Raw genomic sequence first — 16,560 nt, forward strand, 5'->3', positions numbered from 1 at the left:
CTCCCGGGGCCGCCCTTCAGGGGAGCGCCCTGCGCCGTCGCACCCTGAACACCACTCCGCCCACCACCAGCCCCACCCCCACCACCGCGGCCACCAGCCACGGCAGCGCGAAGAACGACACACTGGCCGACTCTCGGGTGTCCTGCGCGGAGGCGGTCAACGTGACGTCGCCCCAGTCGAGTTGGGGCGCGCCGTGCCAGGGTTCGGTGAGGCGCACGCTCTGCCCCGGCAGCAGCTCCGAGGGGATTTTCTTCAGGTCGCGGGACAGCAGCGTACGGCCGAAGAGGCCCTCGGCCTTCAGCTCGACGCGTGGGTTGAGGGTGACGTTGCCGGTGTTGTGGAGGGTGTACGAGACCTTCGCCGTGCTGTCGCCGAGGCCGGGGACGAGGGGCTGCGTATGGCGGACGCGGACCTTCTCGACGGCGAGCGCGGGGACCGTCGGCCCGCTCACCCGCAGGTAGACGCGGGCGCCCACGGCCCGCTGCACGCCGACCCCGAGCGATCCGTCGCCGGTGTCGATCCGCTCGTCGAGGGCGACCAACGCGCCCGGGTGGTCCCCCGGTTCGGCCCGCTCGGGCACGCGCAGGGTGAACGGCACGGTGACGGAGCCGCGCGCCGGAACGGTCACCCGTCCCTTCGCGGGCTTCGCCCAGGCACCCACTCCGCGCTGCTTCTCCTTCACGGTACGGACCGCGAACCCGCCGTCCCGTGCGGTGTTGTAGGCGTCGGCCGCGTAGAGACGGAACGTCAGCGGCCTGCCGGTCTTGTTGGCGACGACGATCTTGTCCTTGATCGTGGTGCCGGGGTCGGCGGTGACGTAGAAGTACGGCCGCTGGGACACCTCGGAGGAGACGGGGAACACGGACCAGCTGCCGTTGTCGGCGGCGTACGAGGAGCCGGCCGGCCACAGCAGCGCCAGGGGCAGCAGCAGGGCGGTCAGGAGGAGGGCGAACGGCTTGCGCATGGGTGCGGACCCCCGCGGAAGGTTGCTCGGTGACGTGGTGGGCGGGCGGGTGCGCGCCCGGCCCACGTGAGGTGACAGCTGTCAGGTGAGGCGACGGCCGTCAGGTGAGGCGACGGCCGTCAGGTGAGGGTGAGCGTCAGGACGCCCGTGTACGAACCTGGCGGCGTGGGCGCCGGTACCTTCAGCGAGAGCTTGGCGTCCACGGTGAACTCACCACCGGTGACCGTGCCGTTGGGAGCGGACGCCAGGGTCGCGCCCTCGCCGCCCACCGAACCCGCCGAACCGGCCTGGCAGGTGCTCGGGCTGCCCTGCGCGGTGTCGCAGGCCGGGGTCCAGCTCAGGTTGGAGGCGGGGATGCTCGCCCCAGGACCGGTGAAGTCGGTGACCTTGCCGGTCAGCGACCAGCCGGCGGTGCCGCCGCGGTGGTCCTTGACGGTGACCGTCTGCAGATCGCCGTCGGCCGTGCCGCCGGAGCCGAACTCGACGGAGCCGAGATCGACGGTGTCCCCGGCCTGGCTCATGGACAGCGTCCCCGCGGTGACCTTGGCCTTGAGCTTCTGGCTGTTCCCGGGGACGGGCGTGTCGTCGATCACGACGTACGCGGCCGGAGGGGCACCCTTGCTGTCGCTCCAGCTGTCGCCCTCGTACGCCACGACGCCCGTCGTCGTCTTGTCGTTCACGGTCAGCGCACCGCTGAAGGCGCCCTGGCCGTCCGCGGTGACGGTGGCCTTGTCCGAGGTCTGGGACCCGCCCGACCGGCCGGCGAGGGTGACGGTCGCCCCCGGTGTGAAGTTGCTGCCGGTGACGGTGACACTGGCACCCGGGCTGCCTGAGGCCGAACCCAGCGAGATGGCACGGAGGTTGGTCTCGCTGCCGTCCGTGGCGGTGACCGTCTCGGAGACCGGCGCGGGCGCGTTGGTCACCGTGCAGGGGGTGTCCAGTTCGAGGATGTAGCTGGTGTGGATGTTGTAGTCGCCGGGCGAGAGGGTGATCGCGCCGGGTGCGGTGACCGTGAAGGTGCCGGTCATGGAGAACGAGGGGAAGGGTCCTTTTCCGGGCACGGGATCGTTCTTCTTCGGTCCCGCGACCGTGATGTTGCCCGTCTGCGCCCCGCCCAGGGTGACCTTGCCGGTGGGCGTCATGATGTCGGCCGGCAGGTCGAGCTCGGTGGGGTTGCTGGCGGCGGGCTTGACCACCGTGTACGTCACGGTGACGGTGTCGCCCACCTTGGGCGTGGCCTTGTCCACCGTGATCTGCGCGGTGGTGGTGCCGTCGATGGGCGGGATGCCCGCGATCGGCGGCGGAACGCAGTGCGTGGCGAAGTCCACGGCCGCGGACTGGGCGCTCGCGGCACCGGCGGGCGCGGCGAGCGCTCCTCCGGCGGTGACGGCGAGCGCGGTCGCGCCGAGGAGCGCGGCCAGACGCCGTCTTCGTGCGACGCCCCTTCGTACGAAGCCTCTTCGGCTGGTGGATCCCATGGATACCCCCTTGAGGGATGCGGGCGCAGCGGCTCGTCCGCGCCGACAGGGGGCCATTGATGTGCGGGTCGTGTGAGAAGTCAATGGAAGCGCGGCACGCAAACTGATGGGCCATCAGCTTCTGGCAGGGTCGGGCGTCGGCAGGCCACTTGAGCTCGGGCCCGGAAGGTGGGACACCGACCGGTGCCGCCCCGGAGGCCACCCGGGACGGCGCCGGCCTTCACGCGTTGCACACGCGAGGGATCACACGTTGCACACGCGAGGGGTTACACGTTGCACACGCGAGGGATCACTCGAACACGAACGGACCCGGCGACTGCGGGGCCTTGGCGGTACAGGTCACGGTGATCCCGAAGATCACCATCTTGAGGGAGCCGCCGTATGCCTCCAGGCTGTCCCCGGCGGCGACGGTACCGGCGAGCGGCCCGACCGTGACCCCGTCACCGGCGGCCATCGCCGGGTTCTTCTTACCGGTGAAGGCGGTCGTGCCGCCGCCCGCCTTCACCATGGTGACGGTGGACTGGATGGAGTCCTTGGCGAGGGCGAGGGGAGCGGTGATCGCGTCGGAGCTGACGGTGATGGTGGCGGAGGTGCCGTTCTGGGTGGCCGTGAGGGTGGCGTTGCCGCCGCCGTAGAGGCCGCAGTCGGCGGTGATCGTCGCGGACTGGGGTACGACGGCCGCGGCGCCGGGCGCGAGGGCGAGCCCGGCGGCGGCGACCGCCCCGGTCACCAGTGCGGCACTGACCCCGAAACGCTTGCGTCTCATCTGTATCGAGTTCCTTCCCTGGTGGGGGGAATTGCCATGTGGGGACGGAGCTGCGGACCGTCCGCCGTCCGGGCACGCGGACTCGTCACCGGACCGGTCGGCGCCCGTCGTGCGTGAGCGAGGGCGGGCACCGCGAGGTGGGGCCGGGTCGGTGAGGATGCGGGGAGACGCGTGCGCGAACCATCCACCGCGGGCGGGGTGCGGCACGCCGCGCGGCGGAATCTGACGGTCCGTCGGAAGAACGGGTCCATTGACGCGTGCGCGAGCAGGGATTGCAAGACACGCTCCACCGGTTCTTCGAAGCGTCCGCGAAAGTGGCCGAAGTCGGCCCTCGGGTGGGCGGCGAGCGGCGTTGTGTTTGGGACTGGTTACGACGTTCTGTCCCCGCGGTGCGGATTCCTCGCCCCGGGGCCCTGTCGCGCCCGCACGACTTTTCGCCCATCCGGGCCCCGTCTACCGGCCGATCCACTCCCACCCGAGGGCGGAGCGCGGTGGTGAGGTCCAGGCCGAGCGCGCAACGGCACGTGCCCGACCGGTCCGCCAAACGCCCACGTCACGGTGGGCTTCCCGTTTCCCGTCACAGGAGGGAGACGGGAAACCCATTCGCCCCCGCACGTCCCACTCCGAAACTCCAGTCACCGGCGAACAGCGAGCCGGCTCGACATGCGGCGTGTTACAGCAGCCCGCCCAGCGGCAGGACGCGCTCGGTGAGCTGTCCGCGCAGCCGTTCTCCGGCGGTATCGGCTTCGGCGAGCCAGTCGGCAGTGACCAGGAGCCCGGCGTGCTCGGCGACTTGGTCGGGGGGCAGGGCGCAGAACGCGGCGACCTGGTCCAGGTGGAGTCCGCCGTCCTCGGCGCTTCCGAGACGTCCGTCGGGGCGGGTGTGGGCAGCGGTGTACAGGGCCAGAAGCCGGGTGGTGGCGCCCAGCTTCTTCTTGCGGATCTTCCGGTCGCCCACGGCTTTCTGTGCCCAGCCGGAGATTTTCGAGCGGGTGGTCTTGCCGAAGGCGAACAGGCGGGGCTGCTCGGGCAGCAGCGTGGGGACGGTGAACGCGGTGGGGTCCTCGGGACGGGAGGCCATCACCTCGGCGACAGTGCCGGGCAGGTGCAGCCAGTCGGCCGCGACCAGCTGCTGAAGTACCCGCTCGGCATCGTCTTTGAGCCAGCCGACGAGGTCCTGTCCGGTGACGTTCCCGGTGCCGGCGCGCGCGGCCCGCAGGGTGAGCATGAGCACCGCCAGGCGCACCTCGGCCTCCGGGCGCGGGGTGTGGGCGCAGACGTGGTCCAGCACGGTGCGGGCGTGCACGGCCTGTTGCCGGGTCAGCAGCCGTTCCACCACCGGCTGGTCGTCGCCGGCGGGCAGACCGCCGCGGTTGGCGTGCATCTCGCGGGTGGTCTGCGCGGCTTTCTCGGCGCGGTCCGCCTCGTGGCGCAGGGAGTCGTCGTCACTCACGTCGGCCCAGAGGCGGAAGGCGCGCGCCTTGCGTTCGTGGAGGGTGGCGAGGAGGGCGAGATCGGGCTCGGGACACTGCTGATAGGTGCGGAACGCGTCCCCGAGCTCGATGAGCTCCAGGCGCAGAACGTCGGGCTCCAGGTCGTGCGGCACGATCCGCTGCGCGATCTTCCCCCCTCGCTTCGCGCGCCGGGGCGCTCTGGCCGGTGAGGCGGCGCGGGCACGAGGGAACGAACCCGGTGTGGCGGCCGCGGATGCAGCCGCCACCGGGGATGGAGTGGTGTGGTCGGAGAACACCGCCGCCATGCCATCCGTGGACGTGCCGCGTGCGGTCCGCCCCTCCACATCCGGCTTCACCGCTGCCTGATCCGCCCCCGCCGGGGTGGTGCGCGCCGGGGGCGGGGCGGTGTCCAGGACACGGCAGTCGGGAATGGCGGCCGCGCACCGTGCGCACGTCTCCGCGATCCGCCACAGCCTTCCGGCACGGTCCGCGGACACCGTCAGTACCACCGGACCGCCGCACCGCACCGCCCCCGCCGACCGCGCCCCGCCGCGCGGTCGGGCGGCGTCGGAGGTGGGAGTGTGCCACGCGCAGTCGGCGGCACGGCACGCGCACCACGCCTCGCCACGCGGCCCGCCTCCTGAGCGGATGCGGGCCAGGTGCAGGTTGACGTGTTCGACCGCGGCCTTGCGCCCCGCAACGGTGCCGCCGGGGAAATGCTGATCAGCGCAGGCCACGCGGGAGCAGGAGAGCCGCACTCTTCCGTCGGAGGGGCGGCCGTGGGGGTCCAGACGCACCGTCCACACCCGCCCCTCGACGCGCTCGGTCTGCGTGCCGGCCTCCACCGTCATGTTGCGTCCTCACAGCGTTACTTGAGCCATTGCCCCGGGCGATCCCCATCATCGGCGATCATCGCGCTGTTCCTTGGTTCCGGGCATAACCCGTTTGGGTGAGTTCGCTCCAAGACGGTGTGACAGCACGAATCAGCGCTGACTTCAGTTTCCGGCCCACGCGGCGCAGGGGGTAGTCGCCCATTCGGGTGCCCTCTTCAGGAGCGCGGGGCTGTGTCGCACCCTCTCAACCCGCCGTGCCGACGCCCCGCACCACCCCGTCCGGCCCAGCGACCAGCACCGGCGTCCCCGGACCACCAAGATCCCGTACCGCCGCCCGGTCCTCCTCCGGCACGCTCTCCGCCTCCGTGACCACCGCGGCCGCCTCCAACGACTTCGCCCCGGACGCCACGGCCATCGCGACCGCCGTGCGCAGCGCGCTCAACCGCAGCGAGTCCAGGGCAACGGTCCCGGCCACGTACGTACGCCCCGTGTCGTCCCGTACGGCCGCCCCCTCGGGCACCCCGTTGCGAGCCCGGGCCGACCGGGCCAGGGTGACGATCTTGCGGTCCTCGGGGTCAAGCGCGCTGCTGTCGGTCATGGCCCCGAGCATACGTAGCCACCGCGCCCACCGGCCCACTCACCCCGCCACGGCCCCACCCAGCCACGGCCCCTGCACCGCCACCGGAGTTCATCGCCGTGGGCCTGGGCACGGTGTCACGCACGGGGCGAGAGCCAGCACGGGCCCAGTCCTGACCGGAGCCCGGGGAGGAGCGATCTCAGGCCCGGTCCAGCCGGAGCCGCTCGGCGCGCGGCAGGCCGGCCACCACCAGGTCGTACGAGTCCTCGACGAGCTCGCGGACGACGCGGTCCGGGAGGTCGCCGTCGACCGTCACCGTGTTCCAGTGGCGCTTGTTCATGTGCCAGCCGGGGATGATCAGGCCGGGGTACTCGTCCCGCAGCCGGACCGCGTCCTCCGGGTCGCACTTGAGGTTGGCGGTGAGGGGGCGTCCGTCCAGGTACGACAGGGCGAACATCTTGCCCAGGACCTTGAAGACGGAGGTCTCCGGGTTGAACGGGAAGTCCTCCACGGCCGCGTTGAAGGACAGACAGAACGCGCGCAGTTCCTGGGGCGTCACTCGGACTCCTTCTCCTTCTCCCCCTCCACGGGATCGGACGGCCCGATCGGCTCCACGAGGACCGTGACGATCTTGTTCCGGCGGCCGGCGGCGGCCTCGGCGGTCAGGCGCAGCTCCCGGCCGTCCGGCAGGGGGACGACCGAGGAGGCACCGGCGATCGGCACGCGCCCCAGCGCCTTGGCGAGCAGGCCGCCCACCGTCTCGACGTCCTCGTCGTCGTACGCCTCGATGCCGTACAGCTCGCCGAGGTCGCCGATGTCGAGGCGGGCGGTCACGCGGTGGCGGTCCTCGCCGAGCTCCTCCACCGGGGGCAGCTCGCGGTCGTACTCGTCGGTGATCTCGCCGACGATCTCCTCGAGGATGTCCTCGATGGTGACGATGCCGGCCGTGCCGCCGTACTCGTCGATGACGACGGCGACGTGGTTGCGCTCCTGCTGCATCTCGCGCAGCAGGTCGCCCGCGTTCTTGGTGTCGGGGACGAAGGCGGCGGGCCGCATGGCGGTGGAGACCAGTTCGGACTCGGCGTCCCGGCTGATGTGCGTCTTGCGGGCCAGGTCCTTCAGGTACACGATCCCGACGATGTCGTCCTCGCTCTCGCCGGTGACCGGTATGCGGGAGAAGCCGGAGCGCAGGGCCAGGGTGAGGGCCTGGCGGATGGTCTTGAAGCGCTCGATGACGACCAGGTCGGTCCGCGGGACCATGACCTCGCGCACGAGGGTGTCGCCGAGCTCGAAGACGGAGTGCACCATACGGCGCTCCTCGGCCTCGATCAGGGACTCCTTCTCGGCCAGGTCGACCAGCGCACGCAGCTCCGCCTCGGAGGCGAAGGGGCCGCGGCGGAAGCCCTTGCCGGGGGTGAGCGCGTTACCGATGAGGATCAGCAGGGGCGGGATGGGGCCCATGATCCTGGCCAGCGGGAGCAGCACGTACGCGGCGGCCGTGGCCGTGTTGAGCGGATGCTGGCGGCCGATGGTGCGCGGCGAGACGCCGACGGCGACGTACGACACGAGGACCATCACGCCGATGGCGACGACCAGGGCCTGCCAGGTCTTGGTGAACTCCTGAAGGCAGGCGTACGTGACGAGCGCGGCGGCCGCCATCTCGCAGGCGACGCGCACGAGCAGCGCCACGTTGAGGTAGCGGGTGGGGTCGGCCGCGACCTGGGCGAGCTTGGCGCTGCCGCGCCGCCCGGACCGTACGGCCTCCTCGGCGCGGAAGCTGGAGACGCGGGCGAGACCGGCCTCGGCGCAGGCGGCGAGCCAGGCGACGACGACCAGGGCGACGGCGCCGGTGACGAGCGATGCGCTCATGACACGGTGGGGGCCGGGGAGGGGCCGGTCAGGCCCTTCTCCGCACGCCAGCCGTCCACGATGGCCGCCTGGAGGCCGAACATCTCGGCCTTCTCGTCCGGCACCTCGTGGTCGTAGCCGAGCAGGTGCAGCACGCCATGGACGGTGAGCAGCTGGAGCTCCTCGTCCATGGTGTGCTGCGTCTCCGCGTCCTTGCCCTGCTTCTCGGCGACCTCGGGGCACAGCACGATGTCGCCGAGGAGCCCGTGCGGGGGCTCGTCGTCGTCCTTCGCCGGCGGCCGCAGCTCGTCCATCGGGAATGACATGACATCCGTCGGGCCGGGCAGGTCCATCCACTGGATGTGCAGCTGCTCCATGGCGTCGGCGTCCACGACGATCACCGAGAGCTCGGAGAGCGGGTGGATGCGCATCCGCGCGAGCGCGTAGCGGGCGATGTCGAGGATCGCCTGCTCGTCGACCTCGGTTCCGGACTCGTTGTTGACGTCGATCGACATGGTCGTGCTGGTCTACTTCCCCTTGTGCCCGTGTCCGGCCTTGCCACGGCCACCCTTGGGGGTGCCGTTCTGCGTGCCGTTCTGGCTGTCGTACTTCTCGTACGCGTCGACGATACGGCCCACCAGCTTGTGCCGTACGACGTCGTGGGACGACAGCCGCGAGAAGTGGACGTCGTCGACGCCCTCCAGGATCTCCTGCACCTGGCGCAGACCGCTCTTCGTGCCGTTCGGCAGGTCGACCTGGGTGACGTCACCCGTGATCACGATCTTCGAGTCGAAGCCGAGGCGGGTGAGGAACATCTTCATCTGCTCGGGGCTCGTGTTCTGGGCCTCGTCCAGGATGATGAAGGCGTCATTGAGGGTGTTGTGTGTCAGCAGGTAGTCCTGGGTGACGTAGAGGGAGTCCTCGGCCGCCACCTGGATGCAGACGGTTTCCTCGCGGCCCGCGGGCTCGATGCTGTCGATGAACCGCATCGGGCGTCCGCCGCCCCCGGCCGCGTGGTACTTGTCCCGCTTGCGGGCGAGACGGAAGGGCTCGATGCCTTCGGGGAGGCGGATGTCAATGACGTGGGTGTCATATCGGTATCCGACGTCCCGGCCCTTCGCGAGACCTGGTTTGCGGCCCGCGGCGTCCCGGCGGCGGGTGTACGCGACTCCGCCCAGCGATCGCACGAGGGAGATCACGTCATCCCGGAGCACGATCGAGGTGGTCGTGTACTGGATACGGCAGGTCCGGTCCTTCTGCGCGACGGGACCGCCGTCGGAATCCAGCAGCCCCTGCAGAACGGCCAGCCGTACGTCGGACGAGTTGTACAGATAGTCGTCCGGGACGAACTTGGTGTGCGAGCGGGTGCGCAGCAGATCCAGCTCTCGTAGAACCCGCGTGACTGGGTTCTCCAAGGTGATCACGTCGCCGGGGGACTTGATCCGATTGAGGACGTAGTCGGGTCCACCCTTGTGCCGGATCGCGACGCCGGGCAGCGCCGCTTCCAGTGCCCCGGCCAGCTCGGGATCCTCCGTTGAGAAGGCGGGAGTCGTGGAACCAGTAAGGCAACCGTCGCCCAGCAACAACCCCAACGCGTACGGGTCCATGGGGACCTCACGCTCCGGGAAGCACACTGGCGCCGTGAGCAGCGGCAACTCGTACCGCCGTGCGTGCGCCGCCCGTAGGTTGCCGATCATCTCCTGGGTTTCCAGGACCCGCCACGGCTTGTCACGGCGCTTGTCGGCGGCCGTGCGGACCGTCCACAGGTGTTCGCCGCAGCACAGCGTCCAAGAGCCGTCCTGCGCAGTGACTCGGTAGATGTCCTTCGCGCCCTGCGGGTAAACGCCGAGGACCGGGGTCGGCTCGCCGTTTGAACCGACGACGAGGTCACCGACCTGGAGATCGCCGATGGGCCGCCAGCCATCCGGGGTCAGGACGTTTGTGAAGATCGGTTGAGCTCGGCCCCTCATGTACGCCAGGGGCGCGACCTCGATGGTCCCCGCCGCCATCAGCCGCGGGATGGAGTCGGGGTCGAGCATGTCGTGCAGCGCGTCGTAGAGCGGGCGCAGGTAGGGGTCGATCTTCTCGTAGAGCGTGCCGGGCAGGAAGCCGAGCCGCTCCCCCGCCTCCACCGCCGGGCGGGTCAGGATGATGCGGTTGACCTGCTTGGACTGCAGGGCCTGCACCGCCTTGGCCATGGCGAGGTAGGTCTTGCCCGTACCGGCGGGGCCGATGCCGAAGACGATGGTGTGCTTGTCGATGGCGTCGACGTACCGCTTCTGGTTGAGCGTCTTGGGGCGGATCGTGCGGCCGCGCGAGGACAGGATGTTCTGCGTGAGCACCTCGGCCGGGGTCTCCTGGCCGTCGCTCTCCCCGTTCTCGCTCGCCCTGAGCATGGCGATCGAGCGTTCCACTGCGTCCTCCGTCATCGGCTGCCCGGTGCGGAGCACCAGCATCATCTCGTCGAACAGGCGCTGGACGAGGGCCACTTCACCGGCCTCGCCGAGCGCGCTGATCTCATTGCCCCGGACATGGATGTCGACCGCCGGGAAGGCCTTCTCGATCACGCGCAGGAGACGGTCCCCGGAACCCAGCACGGTCACCATGGGGTGCGCGGCCGGAACGGTGAACTGCGCTCTCGCCTGCTCCTGCGCGGGGGTGTGAGCTGTGGGTGTTTGAGTCATGGGCCGGCTCTGTAGGCCTTGCTCGTCCTCCTCGATCGACTCGCCCGCCCCATGGGCGGTCTGGCGGTTTCCAGGGTACGCCGGGGGACTGACAACACCGTAGGACTTTTCACGGTGGTTGGTTCGCCTGATTATCAGCCCGTCCGGCGTTTGAGGACGAGGCCGTCAGGCCGATTGGGGGTCTGGGGGCGCAGCCCCCAGGGACAGGATGGGACGGGTAGGGGCGGCGGGGGCGAGACCAACCCCACTGGACCGCCACGCGCTCACGCCGAGCGCCGGAACCCGATCGTCGGCACCGCCCGCCGCAAGGGCCACGGCTGGGCCTCCTCGCCGGGCAGCAGGTCCTCCAGGAAGGCATAGCGCCGCAGGGCAGTCGGGTCCTGGCCCTCAAGGGACTGCACCCGCCGCCACCACGCGCCGATCTCGGACCACCCGGGAGCCGACAGCGAGCCCCCGAACTCCTGCACCGACAGCGCGGCCGTCAGCCCGGCGAAGGCCAGCCGGTCCTCCAGCGGCCAGTCTGCCAGCGTCCCGGCCACGAAGCCCGCCACGAACACGTCCCCCGCCCCCGTCGGGTCCATCGCCTCGACGGCGATGGCCGGCACCTCGGCGGTCTCGCCGGTCCGCCCGTCCACGGCGTACGCCCCCTGCGCACCGAGGGTGACCACGGCGAGCGGCACATGCTCGGTGAGGGCGCGCGCGGCCGCACGCGGGCAGTCGGCCCCGGTGTAGCGCATCGCCTCCGCCGCGTTGGGCAGGAACGCCTCGCAGTGTTCGAGGTCGGCGAGCCCCGCCAGGTCCCAGCGCCCGGTGTCGTCCCAGCCGACGTCGGCGAAGATCCGGGTGCCCTTGCCTGCGGCCTGCGCGATCCAGGGGGCGCGTACTCCGGGCGTCAGGGACGCGACGGCGGCGCGCGCGAAGGGTGGGAACTCCGGCGCGGTCTGATCCTCCGGCGGTGGTTCGTGACCGTGGGAGACCATCGTGCGCTCGCCCTCGTACGCCATGGAGACGGTGACCGGGGAGTGCCAGCCGGGGACCGTGCGGGACGGGCTCAGGTCGATGCCCTCGCCCTGCTCCAGCGCGTCCCAGCAGTACTCCCCGTAGTGGTCGTCCCCGAAGGCCGCCGCGAGGGACGTGCGCAGGCCGAGCCTGGCCAGCGCGGTCGCCATGTTGGCCACGCCACCGGGGCTCGACCCCATCCCGCGCGCCCAGGACTCGGTCCCGCGCACGGGGGCGGAGTCGAGCCCGGTGAAGACGATGTCGAGGAAGACGGTGCCGATCAGGTACACGTCCCACGGCGGGTCGTCAGGTGTGCGCAGGGCGGCGAGGGGGTCGACCTGGGGCCGGCGGTGCGTTCGCTCTCCCTTGGACGCGGTCACGGTGTGCTCCCTGGCGTGATGCGGATCAGGCCAGTGTGCACCAACCGCCTCACACGGCGCCGCCCCTCACGCCGGAGCCACCCCTCGCGTCGTACGACGGCGCACGCGCTCCGGGTCGGGCGCCCACCCCGACCCCGGAGCGGAAGACCGCCCCTACCAGCGGGGCACGGCCGGAGGGACCCACCCGGGGTCGGCGACCCGCATGGCGGCCGCGTCGTCGCGGTCCCGCAGCGACCCGTCGTCGTCGAGCCACCTCCGATGGAGGAAGTCCACCTTCTCGCGGTCGACCTCGACACCGAGGCCCGGCGCGTCGGAGACGGCGACCCGACCGCCCTCGAACGTGAGCCGTTCGGTGAGCACGTCCTCGGACTGCCAGGGGTAGTGGGAGTCGCAGGCGTGGTGGAGGTTGGGCACGGTCGCGGCGACGTGGGTCATCGCGGCCAGCGAGATCCCCAGATGGGTGTTGGAGTGCATGGACACCCCCACTCCGAAGGCGCGGCAGATGGCGGCGAGCTGCTGTGTGTTGCGCAGTCCGCCCCAGTAGTGGTGGTCGGACAGGACGACCTGGACGGCGTTCGCCGTGAACGCCTCCTTGATCTCCGCGAAGGTCGTCACGCACATGTTCGTGGCGAGCGGTACGCCGGTGCGTCCGTGGACGTCGGCCATCGCGCGCGTGCCGAGCGTCGGGTCCTCCAGGTACTCCAGTACGTCGCGCAGGGCGTCCGCGACCTTGACCGACGTCTCCGGGGACCAAGCCCCGTTGGGGTCGAGCCGCAGTGGATGCCCGGGGAAGGCCTCGGCGAGGGCGCGTACGGCGGCGATCTCCTCTTCGGGCGGGAAGACCCCGCCCTTGAGCTTGAACGACGTGAACCCGTACCGCTCCGTGAACTTCCGCGCCTGCTCGACGATCCCGGCCGGATCGACGGCGGCCCCCCAGTCGTCCTTCTCGCAGGCCACGCCCTCGGGGTGAGCGGCGCACTTGTAGAACAGATACGCGCTGTACTCGACCGCGTCCCGCACCTTGCCGCCGAGCAGCGCGTGCACGGGCAGCCCGAGCGCCTTGCCCAGCGCGTCGAGACAGGCGACCTCGAACCCGGACGCGACGGACAGCCGCAGCTTGTCGGCGGTCTGCACCCCGCGCTGCCCGCCCACGTCGAGCTGGTTGTCGACCCGGGCCCTGTCCACGGAGACGCCCTCGGCGACGGCCAGCAACCCACCGAGATCCGAGACCTGACGACCGACCAGTTCTTCGGCGAGGGGCCGGGCGAGCTCCAGGTACTTGCCGTCGCCGTAGGTCTCCCCGAACCCGGAGATCCCGTCGGCGGTCACCACCTCCACGATCAGCCGCGGGGTGTAGGGCTGGTGCACCCCCGAGGTGTTCAGCAGGGGCGGATCGGCGACGAGGATCGGGGTCAGGCGGACGTCGGCGATGGTCAGATCGCGGCTCACAGGGCGGCTCCTGAGGATCACTACGGGACCCGTTATCCCGTCTCCGTACGTAGACATCATCCACGTATGAAGATGGAGGCTAGATACACGAACAACACCCGTCAATGGCTCGCGCGCCGTCCCCTTACGATCTGCTCATGTCGGAACCCACGGACGAGCGCGCGGACGAGCGCGGTGTGCGCGAGGTGAAGTCCGCCGCCCGCACGGTCGACCTCCTGGAGCTCCTGGCCGCCCGCGGCGACCGTCCCGCGCGCCTCCAGGAACTGGCGGACGAGCTCCACGTCCCCCGCAGCTCCATGTACGCCCTGCTCCAGACCCTGATCAGCCGCGGCTGGGTCCGTACGGACACCACGGGCTCCCTCTACGGCATCGGCATCCGCGCCCTGCTCACCGGCACGAGCTATCTGGACTCCGACCCGCGCGTCCGCGTCGTACGCCCCTATCTCGACGAGGCCTCCGACGCGCTGGGCGAAACGATCCACATGGGCCGGCTGGACGGCACGGACGTCGCCTACCTCGCGACCCGCGAGTCCCACGAGTACCTGCGCACGATCAGCCGCGTGGGCCGCCGTCTGCCCGCCCACGCGGGCGCCCTCGGCAAGGCCCTCCTGGCCGAACGCCCTGACGACTTCCTCCCCGAGCCGCCGTACGCCCGGCTCACCCCCAAAACCCACACCACCCGTGAGTCCCTCCTGACCGACCTCGCGGCCACCCGCGCCCGCGGCTACTCCGTGGACCGCGAGGAGGGCGTCCCCGGCATCGTCGGCTTCGGCTTCGCCCTCCGCTACGACGCTCCCGCGCAGGACGCGATCAGCTGCTCGGTACCGGTGGCCCGGCTCTCCGCGAGCCATGAGGAACAGATCATCGCGGTCATGCGGGAGATCAGGGCGAAGGCGGAGGCGGCCGCCCCCGGCGGTTCAGCGGGGGCTCCGAGCTGGCGCTGAACTGGTTCGGTGCGGCCGGCTGGGGGTTCCGTCCCGTCTGCCGGGTTCTGTTGGTGGGCGGCTGCGGGTGGTCTGTGGCTGGTCGCGCAGTTCCCCGCGCCCCTGAAAAGCCCCGCCGGCGCCCCAGCCCCAACGGCGCCGCACCCACTCCACGCCCCCAGGGGACGCGCCCCCTCAGGGGCGCGGGGAACTGCGCGACCAGCCACAACGAACCCGCACCAGACCACCGGCAGGAACCCGGCAGACGAGACCGCCCCCGCCCTAACCGAACTCGTACGCCTCCACCTCCGCCAGATACCGCCGCCGGCGCTCCTCGTCATGCTCCAGGAAGGACGCCAGGAACGAATTGCGGGCCAGCTCACGCAACCGCTCCTCGCTCAGCCCCAGCGTCGACCGCACCGCGTCGAAGTTGTCGCCGGCGTAGCCGCCGAAGTAGGCCGGGTCATCGGAGTTGACGGTGCACAGCAGCCCGGCGTCCAGCATCGCGGGCAACGGATGGTCGGCGAGGACATCCACGGTCCGCAGCCGGACGTTCGACAACGGGCACAACGTCAACGGCACCCGCTCCCGCACGAGCCGCTCCACCAGCGCCTCGTCCTCCATGCACCGCAACCCGTGGTCGACCCGCTCGACGCCGAGCACGTCCAGCGCCTCGACGATGTACGACGGCGGCCCCTCCTCCCCCGCGTGCGCCACCCGCCGCAGCCCCAGAGCGGCCGCCGCCTCGTACACCTCCCGGAACTTCACCGGCGGATGCCCGACCTCCGCGGAGTCGAGCCCGACGCCCACGATCCGGTCGAGATAGGGCTTCGCGGCGTCCAGCGTCTCCATCGCCGACTCGGCGGACTCATCCCGCAGGAAGCACATGATCAGCTGGGTGGAGATCCCGTGCGTCGACTCGCTCCACCCGAGCGCACGCCACAGCCCCTCCACCACGGTCCCCATCCCCACGCCCCGCGCGATGTGGGCCTGCGGATCGAAGAAGATCTCGGCGTGCCGCACACCCTGCGCCGCGGCCCGGACCAGATACGCCTCGGCCAGGTCCTCGAAGTCCCGCTCGGTCCGCAGGACGGCCATGAGCTCGTAGTACAGGTTCAGGAAGGACTGCAGATCCTCGAACCGGTACGCCTCGCGGAGCTCCTCCGTGTCGGCGTACGGCAACGCGACCCCGTTCCGAGCGGCCAGCGCGAACGCCAGCTCTGGCTCCAGGGTGCCTTCGATGTGCAGGTGCAGTTCAGCTTTCGGGAGGGACATCAAGGCATCGTACGGCCGTTTTATCTGCGCTTCGGCACCGGCACCCGCAACAGGTCGTGCGCCACGGTCAACTCCCCCTCGAACCCGGACGCCCGCGCCTGCCGCTCGAACTCCTCGGGCTGGGTGTACCGCTGACTGAAGTGCGTCAGCACGAGATGCCGCACTCCCGCGTCCCGTGCCACGCGGGCTGCCTGACCAGCCGTCAGATGTCCGTGTTCCTCGGCGAGTTGTATGTCCTCGTCGAGGAACGTCGACTCGATGACGAGCATGTCGCACCCCTCGGCCAGCGCGTAGACGCCCTCGCACAGCCGGGTGTCCATGACGAAAGCGAACCGCTGCCCGCGCCGCACCTCGCTCACGTCCCCGAGCGAGACGCCTCCCAGCGCCCCCTCCCGCTGTATCCGCCCGACGTCCGGCCCCTTGATCCCGTGCGCGAACAGCCGCTCCGGCAGCATGCGCCGCCCGTCGGGCTCGACGAGCCGGTACCCGAACGACTCGACGGGGTGGGAGAGCCGGCGTGCCTCCAGGCTGTAGGAGGGGGTGGCGGCGAGGACACCGTCCTCCGCGACCGGCGCCTCCACCAGCTGGACGGTCTCGCGGTACGCGGTCGCGTACCTCAGCCGGTCGAAGAACCGTTTCCCTGAGCGCGGGTAGTGCGCGGTCACGTCGTGCGGGACACGGTCGAGGTTGATGCGCTGGATGACACCGGCCAGGCCCAGCGAATGGTCCCCGTGGAAGTGGGTCACACAGATCCGGTGCAGGTCGTGCGCGGCGACCCCGGCACGCAGCATCTGCCGCTGCGTGCCCTCACCCGGGTCGAACAGGATGCCCTCGCCGTCCCAGCGCAGCACGTAGCCGTTGTGGTTGCGGTGCCGGGTGGGGACCTGGCTGGCGGTGCCCAGGACCACGAGTTCGCGTACGGACACGGCG

General features: G+C 71.0%; 14 protein-coding genes. 1 reads left to right on the top strand and 13 read right to left on the bottom strand.

The window, feature by feature from the left end:
• Nucleotides 1–16: 16 nt before the first annotated feature.
• The 11 genes from AB0959_RS07880 to AB0959_RS07930 all read right to left on the bottom strand — a co-directional run bounded on the left by AB0959_RS07880 (nucleotide 17) and on the right by AB0959_RS07930 (nucleotide 13,432).
• On the bottom strand, nucleotides 17–964 hold the full coding sequence (locus AB0959_RS07880; protein ID WP_366825423.1) for a DUF916 domain-containing protein: 948 nt from the start codon (nucleotides 962–964) through the stop codon (nucleotides 17–19).
• 119 nt (nucleotides 965–1,083) lie between these two features.
• Complete coding sequence (locus AB0959_RS07885; RefSeq protein ID WP_366825424.1) at nucleotides 1,084–2,442, bottom strand: beta-xylosidase; 1,359 nt, start codon at nucleotides 2,440–2,442, stop codon at nucleotides 1,084–1,086.
• A 289-nt stretch (nucleotides 2,443–2,731) separates the two neighbouring features.
• Nucleotides 2,732–3,208: a hypothetical protein gene (locus AB0959_RS07890; RefSeq protein WP_366825425.1), complete on the bottom strand. Its 477-nt coding sequence runs from the start codon at nucleotides 3,206–3,208 to the stop codon at nucleotides 2,732–2,734.
• A gap of 673 nt (nucleotides 3,209–3,881) precedes the next feature.
• Nucleotides 3,882–5,513 carry a hypothetical protein gene (locus AB0959_RS07895; RefSeq protein WP_366825426.1) on the bottom strand — a complete coding sequence of 544 codons (1,632 nt, stop codon included), beginning with the start codon at nucleotides 5,511–5,513 and terminating at the stop codon, nucleotides 3,882–3,884.
• 226 nt (nucleotides 5,514–5,739) lie between these two features.
• Entirely contained in the window at nucleotides 5,740–6,093 is a 354-nt protein-coding gene (locus AB0959_RS07900) for a cytidine deaminase (protein ID WP_366825427.1), read from the bottom strand.
• 178 nt (nucleotides 6,094–6,271) lie between these two features.
• Nucleotides 6,272–6,631 (bottom strand): MmcQ/YjbR family DNA-binding protein, encoded by a 360-nt coding sequence (locus AB0959_RS07905; protein ID WP_366825428.1) that lies wholly within the window; start codon nucleotides 6,629–6,631, stop codon nucleotides 6,272–6,274.
• The gene (locus AB0959_RS07910) at nucleotides 6,628–7,941 is read right to left on the bottom strand and encodes a hemolysin family protein (RefSeq protein WP_366825429.1); all 1,314 of its coding nucleotides are present in this window, start codon (nucleotides 7,939–7,941) and stop codon (nucleotides 6,628–6,630) included. The genes AB0959_RS07905 and AB0959_RS07910 overlap by 4 nt, the downstream gene beginning before the upstream one ends.
• Nucleotides 7,938–8,435 (bottom strand): rRNA maturation RNase YbeY, encoded by a 498-nt coding sequence (gene ybeY, locus AB0959_RS07915; RefSeq protein WP_366825430.1) that lies wholly within the window; start codon nucleotides 8,433–8,435, stop codon nucleotides 7,938–7,940. The genes AB0959_RS07910 and ybeY overlap by 4 nt, the downstream gene beginning before the upstream one ends.
• Nucleotides 8,436–8,447: 12 nt before the next feature.
• The gene (locus AB0959_RS07920) at nucleotides 8,448–10,604 is read right to left on the bottom strand and encodes a PhoH family protein (RefSeq protein ID WP_366825431.1); all 2,157 of its coding nucleotides are present in this window, start codon (nucleotides 10,602–10,604) and stop codon (nucleotides 8,448–8,450) included.
• Between the two features lie 263 nt (nucleotides 10,605–10,867).
• The gene (locus tag AB0959_RS07925; protein ID WP_366825432.1) at nucleotides 10,868–11,983 is read right to left on the bottom strand and encodes a PfkB family carbohydrate kinase; all 1,116 of its coding nucleotides are present in this window, start codon (nucleotides 11,981–11,983) and stop codon (nucleotides 10,868–10,870) included.
• A 153-nt stretch (nucleotides 11,984–12,136) separates the two neighbouring features.
• Nucleotides 12,137–13,432 (bottom strand): glucarate dehydratase family protein, encoded by a 1,296-nt coding sequence (locus tag AB0959_RS07930; protein WP_366825433.1) that lies wholly within the window; start codon nucleotides 13,430–13,432, stop codon nucleotides 12,137–12,139.
• 137 nt (nucleotides 13,433–13,569) lie between these two features.
• Here AB0959_RS07930 and AB0959_RS07935 point away from each other — a divergent pair, with 137 nt between their 5' ends.
• Nucleotides 13,570–14,376: an IclR family transcriptional regulator gene (locus AB0959_RS07935; RefSeq protein ID WP_366825434.1), complete on the top strand. Its 807-nt coding sequence runs from the start codon at nucleotides 13,570–13,572 to the stop codon at nucleotides 14,374–14,376.
• A gap of 261 nt (nucleotides 14,377–14,637) precedes the next feature.
• On the opposite strand, the gene AB0959_RS07940 is transcribed toward AB0959_RS07935, so the two are convergent.
• Nucleotides 14,638–15,630, bottom strand: a complete 993-nt coding sequence (locus AB0959_RS07940; protein WP_366825435.1) for an adenosine deaminase — start codon at nucleotides 15,628–15,630, stop codon at nucleotides 14,638–14,640.
• A gap of 20 nt (nucleotides 15,631–15,650) precedes the next feature.
• Nucleotides 15,651–16,556: a ribonuclease Z gene (locus AB0959_RS07945; protein WP_366825436.1), complete on the bottom strand. Its 906-nt coding sequence runs from the start codon at nucleotides 16,554–16,556 to the stop codon at nucleotides 15,651–15,653.
• Nucleotides 16,557–16,560: the final 4 nt, after the last annotated feature.

This window comes from Streptomyces sp. NPDC046862 (assembly GCF_040704615.1).
GTDB lineage: Bacteria > Actinomycetota > Actinomycetes > Streptomycetales > Streptomycetaceae > Streptomyces.

Excerpts from the sequence above, each read along its gene's own strand:
- AB0959_RS07910 (WP_366825429.1), bottom strand. The coding sequence starts at position 7,941 with ATGAGCGCATCGCTCGTCACCGGCGCCGTCGCCCTGGTCGTCGTCGCC.
- AB0959_RS07940 (WP_366825435.1), bottom strand. The coding sequence starts at position 15,630 with ATGTCCCTCCCGAAAGCTGAACTGCACCTGCACATCGAAGGCACCCTG.
- AB0959_RS07920 (WP_366825431.1), bottom strand. The coding sequence starts at position 10,604 with ATGACTCAAACACCCACAGCTCACACCCCCGCGCAGGAGCAGGCGAGA.
- AB0959_RS07880 (WP_366825423.1), bottom strand. The coding sequence starts at position 964 with ATGCGCAAGCCGTTCGCCCTCCTCCTGACCGCCCTGCTGCTGCCCCTG.
- AB0959_RS07895 (WP_366825426.1), bottom strand. The coding sequence starts at position 5,513 with ATGACGGTGGAGGCCGGCACGCAGACCGAGCGCGTCGAGGGGCGGGTG.
- AB0959_RS07935 (WP_366825434.1), top strand. The coding sequence starts at position 13,570 with ATGTCGGAACCCACGGACGAGCGCGCGGACGAGCGCGGTGTGCGCGAG.
- AB0959_RS07885 (WP_366825424.1), bottom strand. The coding sequence starts at position 2,442 with ATGGGATCCACCAGCCGAAGAGGCTTCGTACGAAGGGGCGTCGCACGA.
- AB0959_RS07900 (WP_366825427.1), bottom strand. The coding sequence starts at position 6,093 with ATGACCGACAGCAGCGCGCTTGACCCCGAGGACCGCAAGATCGTCACC.
- ybeY (WP_366825430.1), bottom strand. The coding sequence starts at position 8,435 with ATGTCGATCGACGTCAACAACGAGTCCGGAACCGAGGTCGACGAGCAG.
- AB0959_RS07890 (WP_366825425.1), bottom strand. The coding sequence starts at position 3,208 with ATGAGACGCAAGCGTTTCGGGGTCAGTGCCGCACTGGTGACCGGGGCG.